General features: G+C 66.3%; 18 protein-coding genes. 13 read left to right on the forward strand and 5 right to left on the reverse strand.

All coding sequences use genetic code 11. From position 1 onward, the window contains the following. The first annotated feature begins 10 nt into the window (after positions 1-10). The 7 genes from ETR14_RS13645 to speD are packed head-to-tail and all read left to right on the forward strand — an operon-like array spanning position 11 to position 5,900. On the forward strand, positions 11-682 hold the full coding sequence (locus ETR14_RS13645) for a DUF4178 domain-containing protein (RefSeq protein ID WP_129385357.1): 672 nt from the start codon (positions 11-13) through the stop codon (positions 680-682). Next, the gene (locus ETR14_RS13650; RefSeq protein ID WP_165356436.1) at positions 672-2,009 is read left to right on the forward strand and encodes a DUF4178 domain-containing protein; all 1,338 of its coding nucleotides are present in this window, start codon (positions 672-674) and stop codon (positions 2,007-2,009) included. Before ETR14_RS13645 ends, ETR14_RS13650 begins: the two co-directional genes overlap by 11 nt. Next, entirely contained in the window at positions 2,009-2,155 is a 147-nt protein-coding gene (locus ETR14_RS28380) for a hypothetical protein (protein WP_165356437.1), read from the forward strand. The genes ETR14_RS13650 and ETR14_RS28380 overlap by 1 nt, the downstream gene beginning before the upstream one ends. 9 nt (positions 2,156-2,164) lie before the next feature. After that, positions 2,165-2,377: a DUF350 domain-containing protein gene (locus ETR14_RS13655; RefSeq protein ID WP_129385361.1), complete on the forward strand. Its 213-nt coding sequence runs from the start codon at positions 2,165-2,167 to the stop codon at positions 2,375-2,377. Beyond that, positions 2,370-3,902, forward strand: coding sequence for a polyamine aminopropyltransferase (locus ETR14_RS13660; protein ID WP_129385363.1), 1,533 nt, complete (start codon positions 2,370-2,372; stop codon positions 3,900-3,902). The genes ETR14_RS13655 and ETR14_RS13660 overlap by 8 nt, the downstream gene beginning before the upstream one ends. Then, on the forward strand, positions 3,892-5,502 hold the full coding sequence (locus ETR14_RS13665) for an FAD-dependent oxidoreductase (RefSeq protein ID WP_129385365.1): 1,611 nt from the start codon (positions 3,892-3,894) through the stop codon (positions 5,500-5,502). The genes ETR14_RS13660 and ETR14_RS13665 overlap by 11 nt, the downstream gene beginning before the upstream one ends. Next, a complete protein-coding gene (speD, locus tag ETR14_RS13670; RefSeq protein WP_129385367.1) occupies positions 5,499-5,900 on the forward strand; it encodes an adenosylmethionine decarboxylase in 402 nt (133 codons plus the stop codon). The genes ETR14_RS13665 and speD overlap by 4 nt, the downstream gene beginning before the upstream one ends. Here the strand turns inward: speD and ETR14_RS13675 are convergent. From ETR14_RS13675 to ETR14_RS13685, 3 genes are read right to left on the reverse strand one after another with little or no spacing between them, the layout of a single operon-like run. After that, complete coding sequence (locus tag ETR14_RS13675) at positions 5,852-7,234, reverse strand: efflux transporter outer membrane subunit (protein WP_129385369.1); 1,383 nt, start codon at positions 7,232-7,234, stop codon at positions 5,852-5,854. The genes speD and ETR14_RS13675 overlap by 49 nt on opposite strands. Beyond that, positions 7,231-8,424, reverse strand: a complete 1,194-nt coding sequence (locus tag ETR14_RS13680) for an HlyD family secretion protein (protein ID WP_129385371.1) — start codon at positions 8,422-8,424, stop codon at positions 7,231-7,233. Before ETR14_RS13680 ends, ETR14_RS13675 begins: the two co-directional genes overlap by 4 nt. Beyond that, positions 8,421-10,082, reverse strand: coding sequence for an MFS transporter (locus ETR14_RS13685; RefSeq protein WP_165356438.1), 1,662 nt, complete (start codon positions 10,080-10,082; stop codon positions 8,421-8,423). Before ETR14_RS13685 ends, ETR14_RS13680 begins: the two co-directional genes overlap by 4 nt. A gap of 158 nt (positions 10,083-10,240) precedes the next feature. Here ETR14_RS13685 and ETR14_RS13690 point away from each other — a divergent pair, with 158 nt between their 5' ends. Further along, positions 10,241-10,480, forward strand: coding sequence for a hypothetical protein (locus tag ETR14_RS13690; protein ID WP_129385373.1), 240 nt, complete (start codon positions 10,241-10,243; stop codon positions 10,478-10,480). Further along, positions 10,477-10,896 (forward strand): hypothetical protein, encoded by a 420-nt coding sequence (locus tag ETR14_RS13695; RefSeq protein WP_129385375.1) that lies wholly within the window; start codon positions 10,477-10,479, stop codon positions 10,894-10,896. The genes ETR14_RS13690 and ETR14_RS13695 overlap by 4 nt, the downstream gene beginning before the upstream one ends. 29 nt (positions 10,897-10,925) lie before the next feature. On the opposite strand, the gene ETR14_RS13700 is transcribed toward ETR14_RS13695, so the two are convergent. Further along, complete coding sequence (locus ETR14_RS13700) at positions 10,926-11,111, reverse strand: hypothetical protein (RefSeq protein ID WP_129385376.1); 186 nt, start codon at positions 11,109-11,111, stop codon at positions 10,926-10,928. A 100-nt stretch (positions 11,112-11,211) separates the two neighbouring features. Further along, a complete protein-coding gene (locus ETR14_RS13705) occupies positions 11,212-11,814 on the reverse strand; it encodes a PilZ domain-containing protein (RefSeq protein WP_129385378.1) in 603 nt (200 codons plus the stop codon). Positions 11,815-12,033: 219 nt separating this feature from the next. Here ETR14_RS13705 and maiA point away from each other — a divergent pair, with 219 nt between their 5' ends. The 4 genes from maiA to ETR14_RS13725 all read left to right on the forward strand — a co-directional run bounded on the left by maiA (position 12,034) and on the right by ETR14_RS13725 (position 17,121). Next, the gene (maiA, locus tag ETR14_RS13710; protein WP_129385380.1) at positions 12,034-12,669 is read left to right on the forward strand and encodes a maleylacetoacetate isomerase; all 636 of its coding nucleotides are present in this window, start codon (positions 12,034-12,036) and stop codon (positions 12,667-12,669) included. A gap of 91 nt (positions 12,670-12,760) precedes the next feature. Continuing rightward, positions 12,761-13,531: a class II aldolase/adducin family protein gene (locus ETR14_RS13715; protein ID WP_129391850.1), complete on the forward strand. Its 771-nt coding sequence runs from the start codon at positions 12,761-12,763 to the stop codon at positions 13,529-13,531. Positions 13,532-13,648: 117 nt separating this feature from the next. Beyond that, positions 13,649-15,367, forward strand: coding sequence for an FAD-dependent oxidoreductase (locus ETR14_RS13720; protein WP_129385382.1), 1,719 nt, complete (start codon positions 13,649-13,651; stop codon positions 15,365-15,367). Further along, complete coding sequence (locus ETR14_RS13725) at positions 15,367-17,121, forward strand: alpha-keto acid decarboxylase family protein (protein ID WP_129385384.1); 1,755 nt, start codon at positions 15,367-15,369, stop codon at positions 17,119-17,121. Before ETR14_RS13720 ends, ETR14_RS13725 begins: the two co-directional genes overlap by 1 nt. The last annotated feature ends 2 nt before the right edge of the window (positions 17,122-17,123 follow it).

Genomic DNA, 17,123 nt, shown 5'->3' on the forward strand with positions numbered 1-17,123 from the left:
TCGCTCCGGAATGCAGACCTTCGCCTGCCCGAATTGCGGGGCCGACGTGACGTTCCGCTCGCCGGCACTGCCGGCCCGAATCTGCGACTATTGCCGGACGATGATCGTGCGCAGCGGCGATGCGCTGACCATGGCGGGGAAGGCGGCGGTGCTGCCGTTCGACGTGAGCCCGATCATGATCGGCACGCGCGGCCGGTTCGAGGGCGCTGCGTTCGACGTGATCGGCCGGGTGCGCTGGGGCTGGACCGATGGCAGCTGGAACGAATGGCTGTTGCTGTTCGGCGACGGCACGCATGCCTGGCTGGGGGAGGCGATGGGGCACTATATGCTGCTGCGCGAATGGCCGCTCGCCAAGGTCGAGAGCCAGTTGATCCGCAGGCTCGCCGCCGGAGACAGGATCGCGGTCGGCACGTCCGCCGATGTCGAGGGCAGGCAGCTGACCATTGTCGACGCGCGCAATGCGACCTGCATCGCCGCCGAGGGCGAACTGCCCTTCACCGCGCCCAAGGACTGGACGATCTACAGCGTCGACCTGCGCGGGGCCGACGGAAGCGCGGCAAGCCTCCAGCGTGACGGGCAGGAGGCGAACCTTTATGTCGGCCGCTACGTCACGCTGGCCGAGCTGGCGCCGGTCGGCCTGCGCCGGATCGAGGGATGGCAGGTGCCCGCTTATGGCGCCTGAGCCACTCGTCTCCGCCGCGGCCGAGGTACCTGCCGCCAAGGCCCTGTCCTGCCCCTCCTGCGGCGGCACGCTCAACCTCAAGGCGGCGGGCTATACGGTCAGCGTCGCCTGCCTGTACTGCGGCAGCGTGCTGGACGTCGCGAATGAGGACGTTCGCCTCATCACCGAATATCACCGGCAGGCCGCCGAGCTCGAAATCCCGCTCGGCACGCGCGGCCGGCTGAAGGGGGTGGAGTGGGAGGCGATCGGCTACGTCGAGCGATCGGAAGGCGGCACCTATCCCTGGTCCGAATATCTGCTGTTCAATCCCTATCACGGCTATCGCTGGTTGATCACCAACGGCCGCGGGTGGAGCTTCGGCGAGATGCTGACCCGGACTCCCGAAGCGGAACATGGAGCATTGTGGCTCGGGCGTGAGGACTACCAACCCTTCTTCAAGGAAGGGCGGGCGCAGGTCGATTACGTCCTCGGCGAATTCTACTGGCGGGTTCGGGTCGGCGAGGAGGTGCGAACCGACGACTGGGTCCGCCCCGGCTTCATGCTCTCGCGTGAGCAGAATGGGCAGGAAGTGAGCTGGACCCGTTCGGAGCTCCTCGCGCCGCGGGAGATACGGGACGCGTTCGGGGTCCGTGCACCGCGCAATCCGTGGCCGCCGCTGCCGCACCAGCCTTCCCCTTATGTCGGCGACATGAAGAAGCTGGTCTGGATCGGCGTGGGCGCGGCGCTGTTCGTCAGCCTGCTGCTGATCCTGATGGGGACCGGGCCGGTGCTATTCCGGGGAACGCTTCCCTATGCGCTGGACGGTACCAGCCGGACGGCCACGCTGGGCCCGGTGACGGTCACCAGGCCGCACCAGCTGATCGCGATCGATGCCGAAGCGCCCGGGTTGGAAAATGCCTGGGTCGATCTCGATTACGCGCTCGTCGATCGCAAGACCCAGGCCTCCTACGAAGCCTACGGCCTGGCGGAGCGCTATTCCGGACGGGATTCGGACGGCGACTGGACGGAGGGCAGCCGAAGCGCGACGGTGAAGCTCGCCGCCGTTCCGGCCGGCACCTACGATCTCGTTGTCGACTATTCCGGCCAGCAATGGAGCGGGGGTTCGACGCCGAATTTCGGGATCGCCGCGCCTGCCGAGACCCTGCAGATCACCATCTCCTCCGGCGCCTTCTTCCCCGGCAATGCGCTGATCGCCCTGATCTTCTTGCTTCTGCCGCTGCTCTTCTTCGTCCACCGCCACGTCAAGTTCGAGCAGGCGCGGCAGGACGAGAGCGACGTTGGCCGCACCGGCGTGGCCAAACTCTTCACCAGTTCGGACGACGATTGATGAGCAGCCGCCTGTTTCTCTACGGCCTGTGGTGCCTCGCCATTACCGGCATCTTCGTCGCTTCGGGCTTCTATGCCTGGTCCCCCTTCGCCGATGGCGGCCGGGTCGGGCCCCGCGCCGGAATGTACGGCCCAACCCACAAATAGGAGACGAACATGGTCACCTCCCTGCCGGTGCTGCTCAACACTCTGCTCTACGCCGGGATCGGCATCGTCGTTTTCGTCGTCGGCTTCATCATCCTCGATCTGCTCACGCCCGGAAAATTGTGGGAGCAGATCAACGAGAAGCAGAACAACGCGGTGGCGATCTTCGCCGGCCTGGTCGCGCTCGGCCTCGCGATCATCGTCGCCGCCGCAATCCATGGCTGATGCCGGCCGGCCGAGAAGCGCCCACGGCGTCTCGGCCCCGGCCGTGGCGCTGCTCGCCTCTGCCTTCGTCGTCGCGACCTGCGGCCTCATCTACGAACTGCTGGCGAGTACGCTTGCCTCCTATCTGCTCGGCGACAGCGTTACCCAATTTTCGACGGTCATCGGATCCTATCTGTTCGCGATGGGGATCGGCAGCTGGTGCTCGCGCTACGTTCGCCGCAACGAGCTGCGCCTCTTCGTCCGAGTCGAACTGCTGATCGCGCTGCTCGGCGGCTGCTCGGCCGCCGCCTTGTTCCTGCTCTTCCCGATGATCGATCATTTCCGGGTCGCGCTCTACGCTCTGGTGCTGGCGATCGGCTTCTTCGTCGGCCTCGAAATCCCACTGCTGATGCGGATCCTGCGGGATGTGGATTTCCGCGAAGTGGTGTCGAGCGTCCTGACCTTCGACTATGTCGGCGCGCTCGCCGCCTCGCTGCTGTTTCCGCTGATCCTGATGCCCTATCTCGGGATGGTCAGGACGGGCTTCCTGTTCGGCATCGCCAACGCGGCGGTCGCGCTCGCCCTGCTGTTCGTGATGCGCGAGGCCGGCCGTTTCAAGCTCGAGAAGCTGGCGGCAGTCATTGTCCTTATCGTGCTCGGCGCCGGTTTCGTCGCCTCCGACCGTCTCCAGCGCTGGGCCGAGGTGGCGAGCTACCAGGAGCCGGTCGTCTACGCGGTGTCGAGCCGCTTCCAGCGGATCGTGCTCACCCGTCGCGGCGACGATCTCAGGCTCTACCTCAACGGCAACCTCCAATTCTCCTCGCGCGACGAATATCGCTATCACGAAGCGCTGGTGCAGCCGGCGCTCGCCCGGGTCGCCAGGCCACGCCGCGTGCTCATTCTCGGCGGCGGCGACGGCCTCGCCGCGCGCGAGGTCCTTCGCCATCCGGAGGTGCGCAGCCTTACCCTGGTCGATCTCGATCCCGATATGACCAGATTGTTCTCGCGCACCGCGATGCTGACGGCGCTCAACCGCGGATCGCTGACCGATCCGCGCATGCGCGTGATCAATGCCGACGGCTTTCGCTGGGCACGCGAAGCGCGGGCGCAATGGGACGCGGTAATCGTCGACTTTCCCGATCCGGTCGATTTCTCGGTCGGCAAGCTCTACACCGAAAGCTTCTATCGCGAACTCAAGCGCCTGATCGCGCCCGGCGGCATCGCCGTCGTCCAAAGCACTTCGCCGCTGGTGGCGCCGAAGGCGTTCTGGACGGTGGCGACGACCCTGGAAGCGACCGGGCTGCAGACCCGGCCCTATCACGTCTACGTGCCGAGCTTCGGCGAATGGGGTTTCATCCTCGCGGCGAACGGACCGATCGCGCCTACCGCGCATGTGCTCCCCGGACGCTTTCTCGATCAGCCTACTTCCGAGCGCCTGTTCGATTTCCCGCCCGACATGGCGCGGCGGCCGGCGCCGGTGAACCGGCTCGACAACCAGGCGCTCGTTCGGCTCTTCGAGGAGGAGTGGAGCCGCTATGAAGCTTAGCCGGCGGGCGCTGATCGGCGGCGCCGCCGGCGCGGCGGCGATTGCCGGGGCGGGGTGGGCCGCGCTGCGGCGGCGCGCCACGCCGGGAACGCTGGCGGGCGCCGATCTCGCGCGCGGGCACCGGCTCGCCAAGGGGTCGTTTCCGCCGCCGAGCCGGTCGGAACAGGCCGGGACGGTGATCGCCGGCGGCGGCATTGCAGGCCTTTCGGCGGGATGGAGCCTGGCGGAAGCCGGCTATGACGATTTCCTCCTGCTGGAACTGGAAGACGAAACCGGCGGCAATGCGCGGGCGGGCCGGAACGCGGTGTCCGCCTATCCGCTCGGTGCGCATTATCTCCCGGTCGCCAATCAGGATGCGCGGGCGCTGCGCCATCTGCTCGGCCGGCTCGGGATGATCGTCGGCGAGAAAGACGGCCTGCCGGTCTACGATCCGTACCAGATCTGCGCCGACCTCGAGGAGCGCCTGCTCCATCAGGGGCGCTGGCACGAAGGGTTGATCCCGCGCACCGGCATCGGACAGCAGGATCGCGCCGACCTGGCCGCGTTCGACGCGGCCGTGGCGGGCTTCTCCGCGCAAAGAGGCCGCGACGGCCGGGCTGCCTTCACCATCCCTGCCGCCTACAGCTCGCGCGATCCCGACCTGCTCGCGCTCGACACGATCTCATTTCGCGATTGGCTGGACGGCCGCAATCTGCACTCGCCCGTTCTGCGCGCACATCTGCGTTATGCCATGCGCGACGATTACGGATGCGAACTCGATCACGTCTCCGCCTGGGCCGGCATCCATTATTTCGCCGGACGCCGAGGCTGGGCGGCCGATGGGGCCGGGGACAAGGTGCTGACCTGGCCCGAGGGCAATGCGCATCTGGCCCGCGCCATGGCGAACCGCTTCTCCGGCCGAGTCCGGCCGGGCCGGATCGTCCACGGCGTCCAGCGAGACGCGGGGCGGGTCCTCGTCGACAGCTTCGATGTGGCACGTGGGGAGACGATCCGGACCGATGCGCAGGCGCTGATACTGGCGATGCCGCATTTCGTCGCTGCGCGCGTGGCACCGGCAGAAGTGCGTCCGGATCCGGCGTTCAGCTATGCGCCCTGGCTGGTCGCGAACGTCACCGTCGATCGCCTGCCCGCGGGAAAGGGCGCGCCGCTCGCTTGGGACAACGTCTCTGCAACCAGCGAATCGCTCGGCTATGTGGTGGCCACCCACCAGGGGCCGGATGCCCGCACCGCCGGCTCGGTGCTGACCTGGTACATGCCGCTGTCGACGCTGCCGCCGGCGCAGGGACGGCGCCAATTGCTCGAGCGACCGGTCGCGGAATGGCAGCGTATCGTGGAGGACGATCTCCTGCTGATGAACCCGGAACTGGAAGGCGCGATCAGATCGATCGACATCTGGCGCTGGGGCCATGCGATGGTGCGGCCGGTGCCCGGCTTCATCTGGGGATCGGCGCCGCGCGCGTTGCAGACCCGCCCGCCGGTCTTCCTCGCCCACTCCGATCTCAGCGGCCTCTCCCTGTTCGAAGAGGCGCATTATCACGGCACGCGCGCCGCCGAAGCCGCGATGCGCCACCTCGGCCATCGGTTCGAAAGCCTGTTATGACGATCGCATCCGCCGAGCCCTATCAGGGCCGCCACCTCATCGCCGACCTTCACGGCTGCTCGGGCCTCGACGATCTTGCCCTGGTTCGCGCCGCTCTGGTGGGCGGCGCCGCCGCCGCGGGGGCACATCTGATCGAGGTGCTTCTGCACAGTTTCGGGCCGGGGCAGGGCATCACCGGCGTCGCCTTGCTCGCGGAATCGCACATCTCGATCCACAGCTGGCCGGAGCATGGCTACGCGGCGATCGACATCTTCATGTGCGGCCGCCGCAACGATCCCGCTGCGGCGCTTGGCGTGATTGCCGCCGCGCTCGGCGCGGCACGCGTCGCCACGCACGACATCGAACGGGGCTATTGCGCGGACATGGCCAGTCCCGTCCAGCCGCCGCCCATCGCCTGATAGAGCGCCACCAGGGCATTCAGCTGATCCGCCTCTATCTGAATGAGCGTGAGCTCGACGTTGAGCAAGGCGCGCTGCGCATCGAGTTGCTCGAGATAGGGTGAATAGCCGGCCTGGTACCGGTTGGTGGCGTGGCGCAGCGCTTCCGCGACCGCCCGGCGCTGGGCCTCCAGCCGAACACGCTGCTCGGCAAGACGGCGCACCGCGGCGAGATTGTCCTCCACCTCCCGGAACGCGACGAGGGCGGTGCGCCGGTAGGCGAACGCAGCCTGGTCGCGCCGGGCGGCGGCGGTGTCGACCTGCGCCTGGATTCGTCCGCCGTTGAAGATCGGCGCGAGGATGCTGCCGCCGAGCGACCAGAGTGAAATCGGATCGCCGAGCGCCGAGGAGAGCACGCCGCCCGCCGTTCCGGTGAGCCGGATCTGCGGCAGGAATTGCGCCCGTGCCGACGCCAGAGTCGCGTCCGAAGCGGCGAGCGTGAATTCGGCCTGGGCGATGTCGGGGCGGCGGCGGAGCAGATCGGCCGGAAGGCCGTCGGGGATCGGCGGCTGACGCAAGGCGGCAAGTGTCACCCCGCGCTCGATCGCGCGGGGCGACTCGCCGAGCAGCTGGCTCAGCGCATTCTCCTGCCGGCTGACCGCCAGCGCGACCTGCGGCACGATCTGCGCCGTCGCTTCATATTCCGCTTCGGCCTGCCGCAGCTCCAGCTCCGACGTGTAGCCGACTTCGGCGCGATTGCGAGCGATGCGGAGCGCCTCGGCCCGCGAGGCCAGGGTTTCGCGGACGATGCCGAGCCGGGCGTCCAGTCCTCGCAAGGTGATGTAGCCGCTTGCGGTCGCCGCCGCGATGGAGAGGGTAACGGTCTCCCGTCCGGCTTCGGCCGCGGCCGTCCCTGCGCGCGCCGCCGCGACCTGCTGGTCGATCCGTCCGAACAGATCGAGCTCGTATGCGGCCTGGAAGAGCGGCTGCACCGACACGCTTTCTGTCGGCTGTCCCAAGGCGCTGACGCTGCGCCCGTAGGTGGTGCCGGCGCCGAGATCGAGGCTGGGGACGAGTTGCGAGCGCGCAAGCCGTTCCTGCGCGCGCGCCTCGCGGACCCGTGCCGCGGCGGTGCCGATATCGGGATTGTTGGCAAGCGCGCGCTCGATCAGCGCGGCCAGCACAGGATCGCCGAAAGCCTGCCACCATTGTCGCTCGATCGGTGCGGTCGGACCGGCACTGGTCCGCCACGCCGCCGGAGCGTTGACCGCCGCCTCCGCAGGCACCGGTGCCGGGGAACGCCCGGCACAGCCCGCCGCGAGCAGCACAAGCGTCAGAGCCGCAGGAAGCCTCAACGCCGGACTCCTGCCGCGGGGGCAGCATCCGTGTCGATACGGGCTTCCACCGACATGCCCGGACGCAGCCTTTGCGCGAGCGGCTGACCCGGATCGATCGCGATCCGCACTGCGATGCGCTGCGCCACCTTGACGAAATTGCCGCTCGCATTGTCCGGCCGGATCACCGAAAATTCGCTCCCTGCTGCCGGCGCGAGCTGCTGCACCCGGCCGGTCAGCTCGGCACCGCCGAGCGCGTCGACGCTGAACACTGCCCTCTGGCCTGGCGCAATCTTCGCGGTCTGCGCTTCCTTGAAGTTCGCGACCACCCAGACGTTGGTCGGAACCAGGAACACCAATTGGGTGCCGGCGGAAACATATTGGCCGAGCCGCACGCCGAGTTCGCTGACCTGGCCCGCTTGCGGCGCCCTGATGACGGTGTTGGCGAGATCGATCTCGGCAAGCCGCAGGGCGGCGCGGGCGTTCTCGACCGCCGCTTCCAGCCCGCCGCGTCCGACCTCCACCGTCCGCACCTGTTCCTGAGCGATGGTGCGCTGGGCCTGCGCCTGGCGAACGCCGGCTTCGGCCTGCCGCAAAGTAGCGAGGGTTTGATCACGCTCGCGCAGCGAAACCGATCCCTGGGCGACGAGTTCGTTGACGCGGCGCATGTCGGCCTGCGCCCGCTGCAGTTGCGCCCGCGCATTGGCGATCGCCGCCTCCTGACCCGCGACCGAAGCCTGGCTCGACCGGGCGCTCTGCTGCGAATTGTTGAGACTCGCAATCTGCGCATCCAGATTGGCCCGCGCCTGCTGAACCCGTTGCCGGTAGATACGATCGTCGATGCGGAGAAGGGGCTGGCCCGCCTCCACATGCTGGAAATCCTGGACCAGCATTTCGACGACATAGCCGTTGACCTGCGGCGCGATCACCGTCGTCTGACCGCGAACATAGGCGTTGTCGGTGGTTTGCACGGCACCCGAAAACGGGCCGATCCCCCAGGCATAAAGCGCAAGAAGCGCGCCGCCGATCAACAGGGCGACGAACAAGGCGGTCATGGCGAGACCCGATCGGGGCGGTGCCCAGCCGCGAGCGCGCGTCTCCGGCGCCGCCGGGCTTTCGACCGGATCCTCCAGCCGCTCCTGGGTTGCGGGAGTCGGTGGGGGTGGACTTGCCGGGGCCGGAGACGGCGAGGCTGTTCTATCGTCTGTCATCGTCTGCTGGCCATCATCTTCTGGAGGGCGGCGAGTTCGGGGCCGAGCGGATTGACTCCGCGGATGCGCAACACGAGCCAGCGTCCGCCGAGCCACAGGAAGGCGAGGCCGGCGAGGATCGCGATCAGCATGAAAACGTCGTTGAACGCTAGGATGTTCGCCTCGCGCGTGACTTGCTGCGACAACAGGCCGGCGCCCTGCACCTGGCGAAGCACCGGATCGGTGACGACCTTGGCGTAGGCGCCGCCGATCTGCTGGATGCGGGTCGCGACCTGCGGATCGCTCATCACGATCGACTGGACGAGCTCGTGGCTGTGATATTTTTCGCGCACGATCTGGAAGGTGCCGAGCAAGGCGGTTCCGCCGAGGCCGCCGACGGTCTGCGACAGCGAGAAGACGGCGGAATAGCTGACCATGTGGCTCGGCCCCTTGGCGATCGCGCGCAGGACGCCGCCCATCATCGTCGGCCCCAAGAAGAAGATGGCGGCGAAGGCGATCATCGCCTGGGTGATGTAGAGGTTGGCGGGTCGGGTGAGGTTGCTCGCATCCGCATCGAGCCAGGCGGCAATACCGATCAACGCGATCGAGATCACGATCTGCCGCAGCAGATCGAGCGGGTTCATCGTGGCCACGCCGATCGCCAGTCCGGCGATCGTCGCCACCGTCACCACCAGGTAGAAGGAAACGAGTTGATCCTGCCCCATGCCGACGGCGCTCAGCAAACCGATCGAGCCGTAATTCTGCTCGCCGAGCAGGATGCGCATCGATGCGGCGATCATCGCGAAGCGAAGCACGTCGCGGCTGGCGATCCAGCGGGTGTTGAGCATCGGATTGGCGCGATTATGCTCGATCAGCATGGCGGCGCCGACCAGAAGGATTGCTCCGGCCACGGCATAACCGAGCCACGGCGTCGTCCACCAGACGATCCGCCCCTGCACCAGCACGGCGATCAGCAGCATCACGCCCGGCGCGAACAGCAGGAAAGTGAGGACGTCCAGTTTCTCGAACACCTGCATGCGCTCGCTCGGCGGCAGTCGAAGCAGGGCGACGCAGCCGAGGCAGATCAGGCTCAGGCCGAACTCGAAGATGTACAGATTCTGGATGTCGCCGTCGGCGAGCAGCAGCGGCGATATCACGCGGGCGAGCGGCAGCGCGACCTGGGTCAAGCCGATGCCGATGATCATGCCGGACATTCGCGCTTTCGCCGACATGCCCTGCATGATGTAGAAGAAGCCTAGCGGGGTGAAACCGCTCGCGAGGACGCCGCTCGCCGCCCGCACCGCAAGCTCCATGCCATAGCTGTGCACGAACAATTGGACGCCGTTCAGACCGACGAAGCCGAGCAGAAAGACGCGGGTGATCCGCTGCAATCCGAGCTGCTGGCGGAATTTGATCAGCACGAAGCTCGTGCAGACGTTGGTCATCGAATAGGCCGCCGTCAGCCAGCCGCCTTCAACCGGGGTCAGGCCGAGGGAGCCCTGGATCTGCGGCAGATTGGCGAGCAGCAGGCCGTTGCTGAAGCCGCTGGTCAGCGCGATCAGCACGCCGATGGCGATGTAAGCCATCCGCCGGGACATGGGATGGTCCGGCGTCGCCGGCGAGCCCGGCAGGAACGGCCGCTCGTGCGGCTTGAACTGATAGTCTGCCGAAGCGGCCAACGGGAAGATCCGAGCTCAGGATGTTACGGATGCGGAAAGCCGCAGGACGCACTTGGTTTCGTTGCAAAACGCAATGTAGTTCTGTCGCGCGGCGGTGCAATGGACGAGAAGCGTCTTTCCGCGCAAGCATTCTTGATCCATCTCGAGGAGATGGGCTCTTGGATCCGGACGAGATCGGCGGAATGGTCCATCCGAACGCGAAGCGCCCAGAGTCGACGGGGGCGAGATCTCGGCGATCGTCGCAGGCAAGCCATGTCGCTCCTGTTGCGCAGGACGTGCAGGTGCTGGTCACCGAGCCGCGCTTCGCCGATCCGAAAGGTCTTCGCGCAAGCAGAGGCCGGAGAACACCAGCGCCGATCGCCCGCATCCTGGATGTCGACCGATGCTGCCCTGAATGAAGCCGTTCCCCGGCCGGTTCATGGTTAGCGGGTCGTTAACCAATTTCGTTCATCCCTGTTGCCTGGAGCAATCGGGGATTTCCAAGGATCATTCTTGCAACGCTGCTCGCATCATCGCAGGCTTTGCCCTGGCTGGACCGCGCCGCGCTCGACGTTCAGGCGAGATCGAAGCGGTAAGGCCGGTTCGGAAGCCGATCGCCGCGCAAGGCGCATCTTCGGCGCGCAAGGCGCTGGCCAGCGACTATGATGCGATTTCCACCGTCTGCCGCGCCGGCAGCAAGTCGCGCGATCCCGCAGCCTTCTTCGGCGCGCTTACCGATGCGTTCGCGATGTCGAAGACGGAAGCTGCGGCACTGCGCAGCCACTGCACTTTGTACCTGATGGGGTCTCGCGACGGGGCGCAGCGCCGCTTCTGAGCCCAGCGGCCATTTCCGCCGGGGACGTATCAGGCGGCGAGCTCGTACTGCTCGTAATTGGAGGCGAGCGGCCGGTCGCCGCAGAGGATGCGAACGCTCCGGGCACCCGGGACGCGAAGCCAGTCGCGGATAACCTGGAGATCGTTGTCGTAGCGAACATAGCGCCGGGTTTCGGCGCCTTCCGCGGTCACGATCACGATGCTGTAGGTCCTCATCGGTTTTCCTCTCTCTATGGGGAGAGAGTGACCTGTCTGCCGCACGCCGTCACTTCCGTATCAATACAGATAGGGAAAGTCCCCGCCTGGATTGGGAATGTTACTGAGCGACCGGCTTGCGCAGGAGGCGCCCGCGAAGATCCTCCATGCCGATCGCATTGACGGCCGTCGCGCGATCGTCCGCCACCAGGATGTTTGCGATATGGCCGAGTATCTGTCCGGCGAGATCGAAACTCTGCAACGCGCGCATATGCCGGGCGAGGACGGCGGGTTCGTCCGAAAGCTCCTCGCCAAGCTGTTCGAGCAATCGCCGAACGAAGGCGAGTTCCTGAGACAGGCGCGAGTCGAGATCGGCCTGCAAGGGCGTGGGCTGGGGCGCCGCCGACGTCGGCACGAAGCCCGATCCGGTGCGGATCGCGGCCTGAATGGTGTCGACGTGGGTCTGGTCGCGAGTGCCGCTTAGCGACGAACGCGTGCCCGAGATCCAGTCGGGTACGCAGGTTCTGCCGTCGAACTGCACGCCGCAGCGGCCGCCGGCGATCCACATCACCGTGCCGCCGATGGAAATGTCGAGTCGGCGAAGGGTGAAGGAGGCGCCGACGTGCGGCAATGCTGCGCCTTCCAGTGCGGCGCCGGTCTCCGAAAGATTGCGGATCCGAACGGGCGCGGTCAGCGGGCCCGCCTCGATCGAGGCGGAAAGCATCAGATTTGTACGCGGAGCGGCCCTCTGATTCTCATCCTGGCGCGCTCCCCCGCCGGGTGCGAAGCCGACGGACGATCCGAAAGTCACCGATTTTCCCCTCTGACCGCAGCCCGATGGTCCCCGGCGTCATCTTGACGATGGCTGGTTAACGGCCGGTCAACGCGGCGAGCAAAGACTCAAAAGATTGTCGCCTCCAAGCGAGGGCGTTACCCTCACGGGATGGCTCGCCCCTTGTTGTTCGATTATTTCCGGTCCTCCGCTTCCTATCGCGTGCGCATCGCCCTGGCGATGAAAGCGGTCGAATACGAGCGCGTCGAAATCAACCTTCTGGAAGGAGCGCAGCGCGCCGAGGCCTATCGCGCCCGCAATCCGCAAGGTCTGGTGCCTTCGCTCGAGGTCGACGGCCGCCGCCTCACCCAAAGCCTCGCGATCATCGAGTGGCTGGACGCGGCGCATCCCGAACCCGCTTTGCTGCCCGCTGATCCGTTCGATCGTGCTCACGTCCGGGCGCTGGCCCTGGCCATCGCCTGCGACATCCATCCGCTCAACAATTTGCGGGTGCTGAAGCATCTCGCCGGACCGCTCGGCCAGCCGCAGGACGTGCGCGACGCCTGGTACCGCCACTGGGTCGCCGAGGGACTCGCCGGGCTGGAAGCGCTGGCGCAGGATCGGGCCGGGCGCTTTCTGTTCGGCGATACGCCGACCCTGGCAGACGTGTGCCTGGTGCCGCAGATGTTCAATGCGCGGCGGTTCGCGGTACCGCTCGAGGCCTATCCTTTGCTCGTGCGGGTCGATGCCGAGGCAAATGCTCTCAGCCCCTTTGCGGCGGCGCATCCGGACCGCTTTGCGCCCTGAGCGGCGGCCGCTATAGCGGACCAAAGACGAGAGGAGAGGCGGAATGGGCCGGGTCGATGCGATCAACCGGGGAATGGCGGAGGTCTCGCCGATGGCCTCAATCGAGATTCCATCGCTTCAGGGTCAAGTCAGCGACGCGGAGTGGAAGGTGCGCGTCGATCTCGCCGCCGCTTACCGCCTGATCGCCTATTTCGGTTGGGACGACCTGATCTTCACCCATTTGTCGGCGCGGATACCCGGGCCCGAACACCACTTCCTGCTCAACCCCTATAATCTGATGTTCGAGGAGGTGACCGCATCGAGCTTGGTCAAGGTCGATCTGCACGGTCTCCCGGTCGGGCCGACCGCGTTCATCACCAACCCGGCGGGCTTCACCATCCATTCGGCGATCCACATGGCCCGCGACGATGCCCAGGCGGTGATCCATCTGCACACGCCGCACGGCCAGGCGGTCAGTGCGCATGCCGAAGGCCTGCTGCCGATCACGCAAACGGCGATGCTGATCCGCGACGAGGTCGCCTACCATGATTATGAAGGGGTGGCGGTCGATCTCGACGAGCGCGAGCGTCTCGTCGCCCACCTCGGCGAGAAAAGCGCGATGCTGCTGCGCAACCACGGCACCCTGGCGGTCGGTGAAACGGTGGGCGAGGCCTTCCTCAAAATCTATTTCCTCGAGCGCGCCTGCGAAGCCCAGATCCTGGCGCTGTCCGCCGGCGCGGCCAATCTCAACAATCCGCCGCAAGGGGCGCCCGAGGTCACCGCCCAGCAAGGCAAGATGGGCCTCAAGATGGCCGCGGGAGCGCTCGCCTGGCCGGCGCTGCTGCGCAAGGCCTACCGCCTCGATCCGGGTTTCGCGACCTGAGCATTCGCTCGAAAACGGATCAGTCCCTGCGCCGTTTTCCAGACGAATGGCCTTAATCTTCCTCGATCGAGCATGGTGAAGGCGTGAGGGGTCGCGTCCGCTCGGCAGGGAGGGGACATGGATCTCGATTATGCGGTGATCGGCGGCGGCGTTGCCGGAGCGTATACGGCCTGGCGTCTCCAGCAGGATCGCGGCGCCGACGCCAGCATCGGGCTTTTCGAATATGGTGATCGCATCGGCGGCCGCCTCTATTCGGTCACCGTGCCCGGCGTGCCGAGCCTCAAGGCCGAGCTCGGCGGCATGCGTTACATTCCCGATTCCCACAAGATGGTGGCGGATCTCGTCGACCATCTGAAGCTTCCGACCCGCAACTTCCCGATGGGCGCACCCGATCCGGTCGGCGCCAATTGCAACCTTTTCTACCTGCGCGGCCGCCACATGCGGCTGCACGAGCTCTCCGATCCCGCCAAGGTGCCCTACAACATGGCCTGGTCGGAACGCGGGCTCGGCCCGACCAACCTGCAGGTGCAGGTGATGAACAACATCTATCCCGGCTTCGCCGACCTGTCGCTGTGCGACCAGATGAAGATCAAGGTCTTCGGCCAGCCGATGTGGAAATACGGCTTCTGGGACCTGATGTTCCGTGTGCTCTCGAACGAGGGCTATCAGTTCATGAAGGATGCCGGCGGCTACGATGCCAACGTCGCCAACGCCAATGCGGTAACCCAGCTGCCGGCGACCGAATATGGCGACGAGACCCAGTATCTCACTCTGTGTGACGGCTATCAGGCGCTGCCGCTGACGCTTGCCAAACGCTTCAACGCTCTGCCCGGCGGCAACCTGGCCGCCGGATCGCGCATCTTCATGAATCACTGCCTCAAGGAGATCCGGATCGGCGACGGGAAGTATCGGTACGAACTGGTCTTTCAGCCGACGGTGACGGAGAATGCCGCCACCCGGATGGGCGCTGCCGATCCGATCGTGGTTCGGGCCAAGTCCCTGGTGCTCGCTTTGCCGCGGCGATCGCTGGAGTTGGTCAAGAGCGACATGTTCGAGGCCGAGCCGCTGAAGAGCAGCCTCGGTTCGGTGCTGATCCAGAGCGCCTTCAAGCTGTTCATGGCCTATCAGCAACCCTGGTGGCGCAGCCTGGGCCTGGTCGCCGGCCGCTCGGTGACCGATCTGCCGGTGCGGCAGATCTTCTATTTCGGCACCGAGGGCGAGCAATCGGGCGGCGATCCGACGATGAACTCGCTCCTCATGGCAAGCTATAACGACATTTCGACGGTGCCGTTCTGGAAGGGACTGGAGATCGGCGAGCCCTATATCGGGCCGAACAATCCCTGCATTGCCGAAAGTCCGGACGAGGCCGTGCCGATCACGCCTTATCGCGCCACCCGCCTGATGGTGGAGGTCGCGAACGCCCAGATCGCTACGGTCCACGCGCTGCCATCGATCCCGATGCCTTATGCGGCGGTCTACCATACGTGGAACGAAGATCCCTATGGCGGGGGCTGGCACGAGTGGAAGGCCGGCTACCGGCTCGACAAGATCATGTGGCAGATGCTGAAGCCGCTTCCCGACCAGGACGTGCACATCGTCGGTGAGGCTTATTCCTACGGCCAGGGCTGGGTCGAAGGCTCGCTCACCACCGCCGAGCAGATGCTGCAGACTCATATGGGCCTGACGCCGCCGAGATGGCTCGACCCCAATTATCAATTGATGCCGGCGCCGGAGGGCGGCTGCGGAGAAATCGAGGGCTGCCTCCGGAGCTTCGACACCGCCGACGTGCTGCAGGCGGCAACTCCGAGCTGCTTCGGCCGAAAGCAGATCAGCTGATGGCCGCCGCCGCGCCCGCGCCCGCTGCCTACAGCGTCGCCCAATATCTGGCAGACCGTCTCGCCCAATGCGGGCTCGGCCACGTCTTCGCGGTGCCGGGCGACTATGCGTCGCACTTCCTCGATGCGCTCGACGGTATGCCGGGGATCGTGCGAGTGCCCAACATAAACGAGCTCGGCAGCGGCTATGCTGCCGACGGCTATGCCCGCTTCCGCGGCATCGGCGCGGCCTGCGTGCAATATGGCGTGGGCACCTTTTCGGCCCTCAATTGCGCCGCCGGGGCGTTCGTCGAACGGGTGCCGGTCGCCTTCATCTCCGCCAGCCCTTCAACCAAGGACCGAGCGCTCGAGACGACGGAGAGCATCCTCTTTCACCATTCGACCGGCGATCTCGACGCCGACCGCGACATCTTCGCGCAGGTGACGGTCGCGTCCTTGATCGTCGAAGACCCCGTGCTGGCACCGGCGCAGATCGACGCCGCACTGATTGCCATGCTCAGCCACCGCCGCCCAATCTATATCGAGGTGCTGCAGGATGTCTGGGTGATGGGCTGCGCGCGGCCGCAAGGGGCGCTCGCGCCGATCGAGGCGACCAGCGATTCGAACGCGCTGGCGGCGTTGGTCGATGCCGCCTGGACGCGGATCTCAGCCGCCGAACGTCCCGTGCTCTGGGCCGGAATAGACATCCAGCGCTTCGGCCTCCAGGATCTGCTGCAAAGGATCGTCGACGCGAGCGGACTGCCGTTCACCACCACCAGCCTCGGCAAGACCGTACTCGACGAAGCGCAGCCGCAATTCATCGGCACCTATGCCGGCCCGGCGTCGCCCGCGGGGACACGCGAGGCGATGACCCGCTGCGATTGCCCGATTGCCCTCGGCACGATCATCACCGACGACTATCTCGACATCATGGGATCGAGCTTCGGCGACATGATCGAGGTGAATTACGAGGAAGCGCGGGTCGGCTGGGCTTATTATCCCGGCGTGGCCCTGCGCGATTTCCTGCAGAATCTAGCAGAGCGGTTCGAGGCGGATCCAGCCTTTCCGCGCCGATGCTGGGCGGCAATTGCCGAGGATGACGATCCCGAGGCCTCGGACGCCGCCGGTCCGCTCACCTACACCCGTTTTTATCGCCAGCTAACCGACTGGCTGAAAGAACGGGCATTGCTGGACGATATCGTGCTGGTCCTCGGCGAGAGCACGTCACTCTACGTGTTCGGCAACCTTTTCGGACTGCGGCAGAACGGCTTCGTGGCGCAGGCCGCCTGGGGTTCGCTCGGGCACGAGACCGGCTGCGCGCTCGGAGTCGCGCTTGGATCCGGCAAGCGGCCGTTCGTGGTCGCCGGCGACGGCGGCTTCATGATGATCTGTCAGGAGCTGTCGAGCCTGGTACGGGCCGGAATTCCGGCCGCCGTCTTCGTGATGAGCAACAAGGGCTATGCGATCGAGCAGGCGTTCGTGAACATCGACGCCTTCACGCCGCAAGGCAGCTTCGCCCCGTTCGACGTGCTTCCGGTGTGGGATTACCTTTCCCTTGCCAAGGCATTCGGCGCGCGCGGCTTTCGCGTCGACAGCAGGGACGCGCTGGCCGATGCGCTCAAAGACATCGAGTCACTGACCGATGTGCCTGCGCTCATCGAAGTGGTCATCCCGGAGAAGGATCTCGCACCCCAGCTTGCCCGCCTTGCCGGAGCGCCGGTGCCCGAGCGCAAATATCTGCGGACTCCGATCCCGGGACCGACCGGGGGCGACTGAAC

Source organism: Sphingosinicella sp. BN140058 (assembly GCF_004135585.1).
Taxonomy (GTDB): Bacteria; Pseudomonadota; Alphaproteobacteria; order Sphingomonadales; family Sphingomonadaceae; genus Allosphingosinicella.

What these genes read in the sequence shown, in the direction of transcription:
- ETR14_RS13645 (WP_129385357.1), top strand. Translation starts at nt 11, where the DNA reads ATGCAGACCTTCGCCTGCCCGAATTGCGGGGCCGACGTGACGTTCCGC.
- ETR14_RS13650 (WP_165356436.1), top strand. Translation starts at nt 672, where the DNA reads ATGGCGCCTGAGCCACTCGTCTCCGCCGCGGCCGAGGTACCTGCCGCC.
- ETR14_RS28380 (WP_165356437.1), top strand. Translation starts at nt 2,009, where the DNA reads ATGAGCAGCCGCCTGTTTCTCTACGGCCTGTGGTGCCTCGCCATTACC.
- ETR14_RS13655 (WP_129385361.1), top strand. Translation starts at nt 2,165, where the DNA reads ATGGTCACCTCCCTGCCGGTGCTGCTCAACACTCTGCTCTACGCCGGG.
- ETR14_RS13660 (WP_129385363.1), top strand. Translation starts at nt 2,370, where the DNA reads ATGGCTGATGCCGGCCGGCCGAGAAGCGCCCACGGCGTCTCGGCCCCG.
- ETR14_RS13665 (WP_129385365.1), top strand. Translation starts at nt 3,892, where the DNA reads ATGAAGCTTAGCCGGCGGGCGCTGATCGGCGGCGCCGCCGGCGCGGCG.
- speD (WP_129385367.1), top strand. Translation starts at nt 5,499, where the DNA reads ATGACGATCGCATCCGCCGAGCCCTATCAGGGCCGCCACCTCATCGCC.
- ETR14_RS13680 (WP_129385371.1), bottom strand. Translation starts at nt 8,424, where the DNA reads ATGACAGACGATAGAACAGCCTCGCCGTCTCCGGCCCCGGCAAGTCCA.
- ETR14_RS13695 (WP_129385375.1), top strand. Translation starts at nt 10,477, where the DNA reads ATGAAGCCGTTCCCCGGCCGGTTCATGGTTAGCGGGTCGTTAACCAAT.
- ETR14_RS13700 (WP_129385376.1), bottom strand. Translation starts at nt 11,111, where the DNA reads ATGAGGACCTACAGCATCGTGATCGTGACCGCGGAAGGCGCCGAAACC.
- ETR14_RS13705 (WP_129385378.1), bottom strand. Translation starts at nt 11,814, where the DNA reads ATGCTTTCCGCCTCGATCGAGGCGGGCCCGCTGACCGCGCCCGTTCGG.
- maiA (WP_129385380.1), top strand. Translation starts at nt 12,034, where the DNA reads ATGGCTCGCCCCTTGTTGTTCGATTATTTCCGGTCCTCCGCTTCCTAT.
- ETR14_RS13715 (WP_129391850.1), top strand. Translation starts at nt 12,761, where the DNA reads ATGGCCTCAATCGAGATTCCATCGCTTCAGGGTCAAGTCAGCGACGCG.
- ETR14_RS13720 (WP_129385382.1), top strand. Translation starts at nt 13,649, where the DNA reads ATGGATCTCGATTATGCGGTGATCGGCGGCGGCGTTGCCGGAGCGTAT.
- ETR14_RS13725 (WP_129385384.1), top strand. Translation starts at nt 15,367, where the DNA reads ATGGCCGCCGCCGCGCCCGCGCCCGCTGCCTACAGCGTCGCCCAATAT.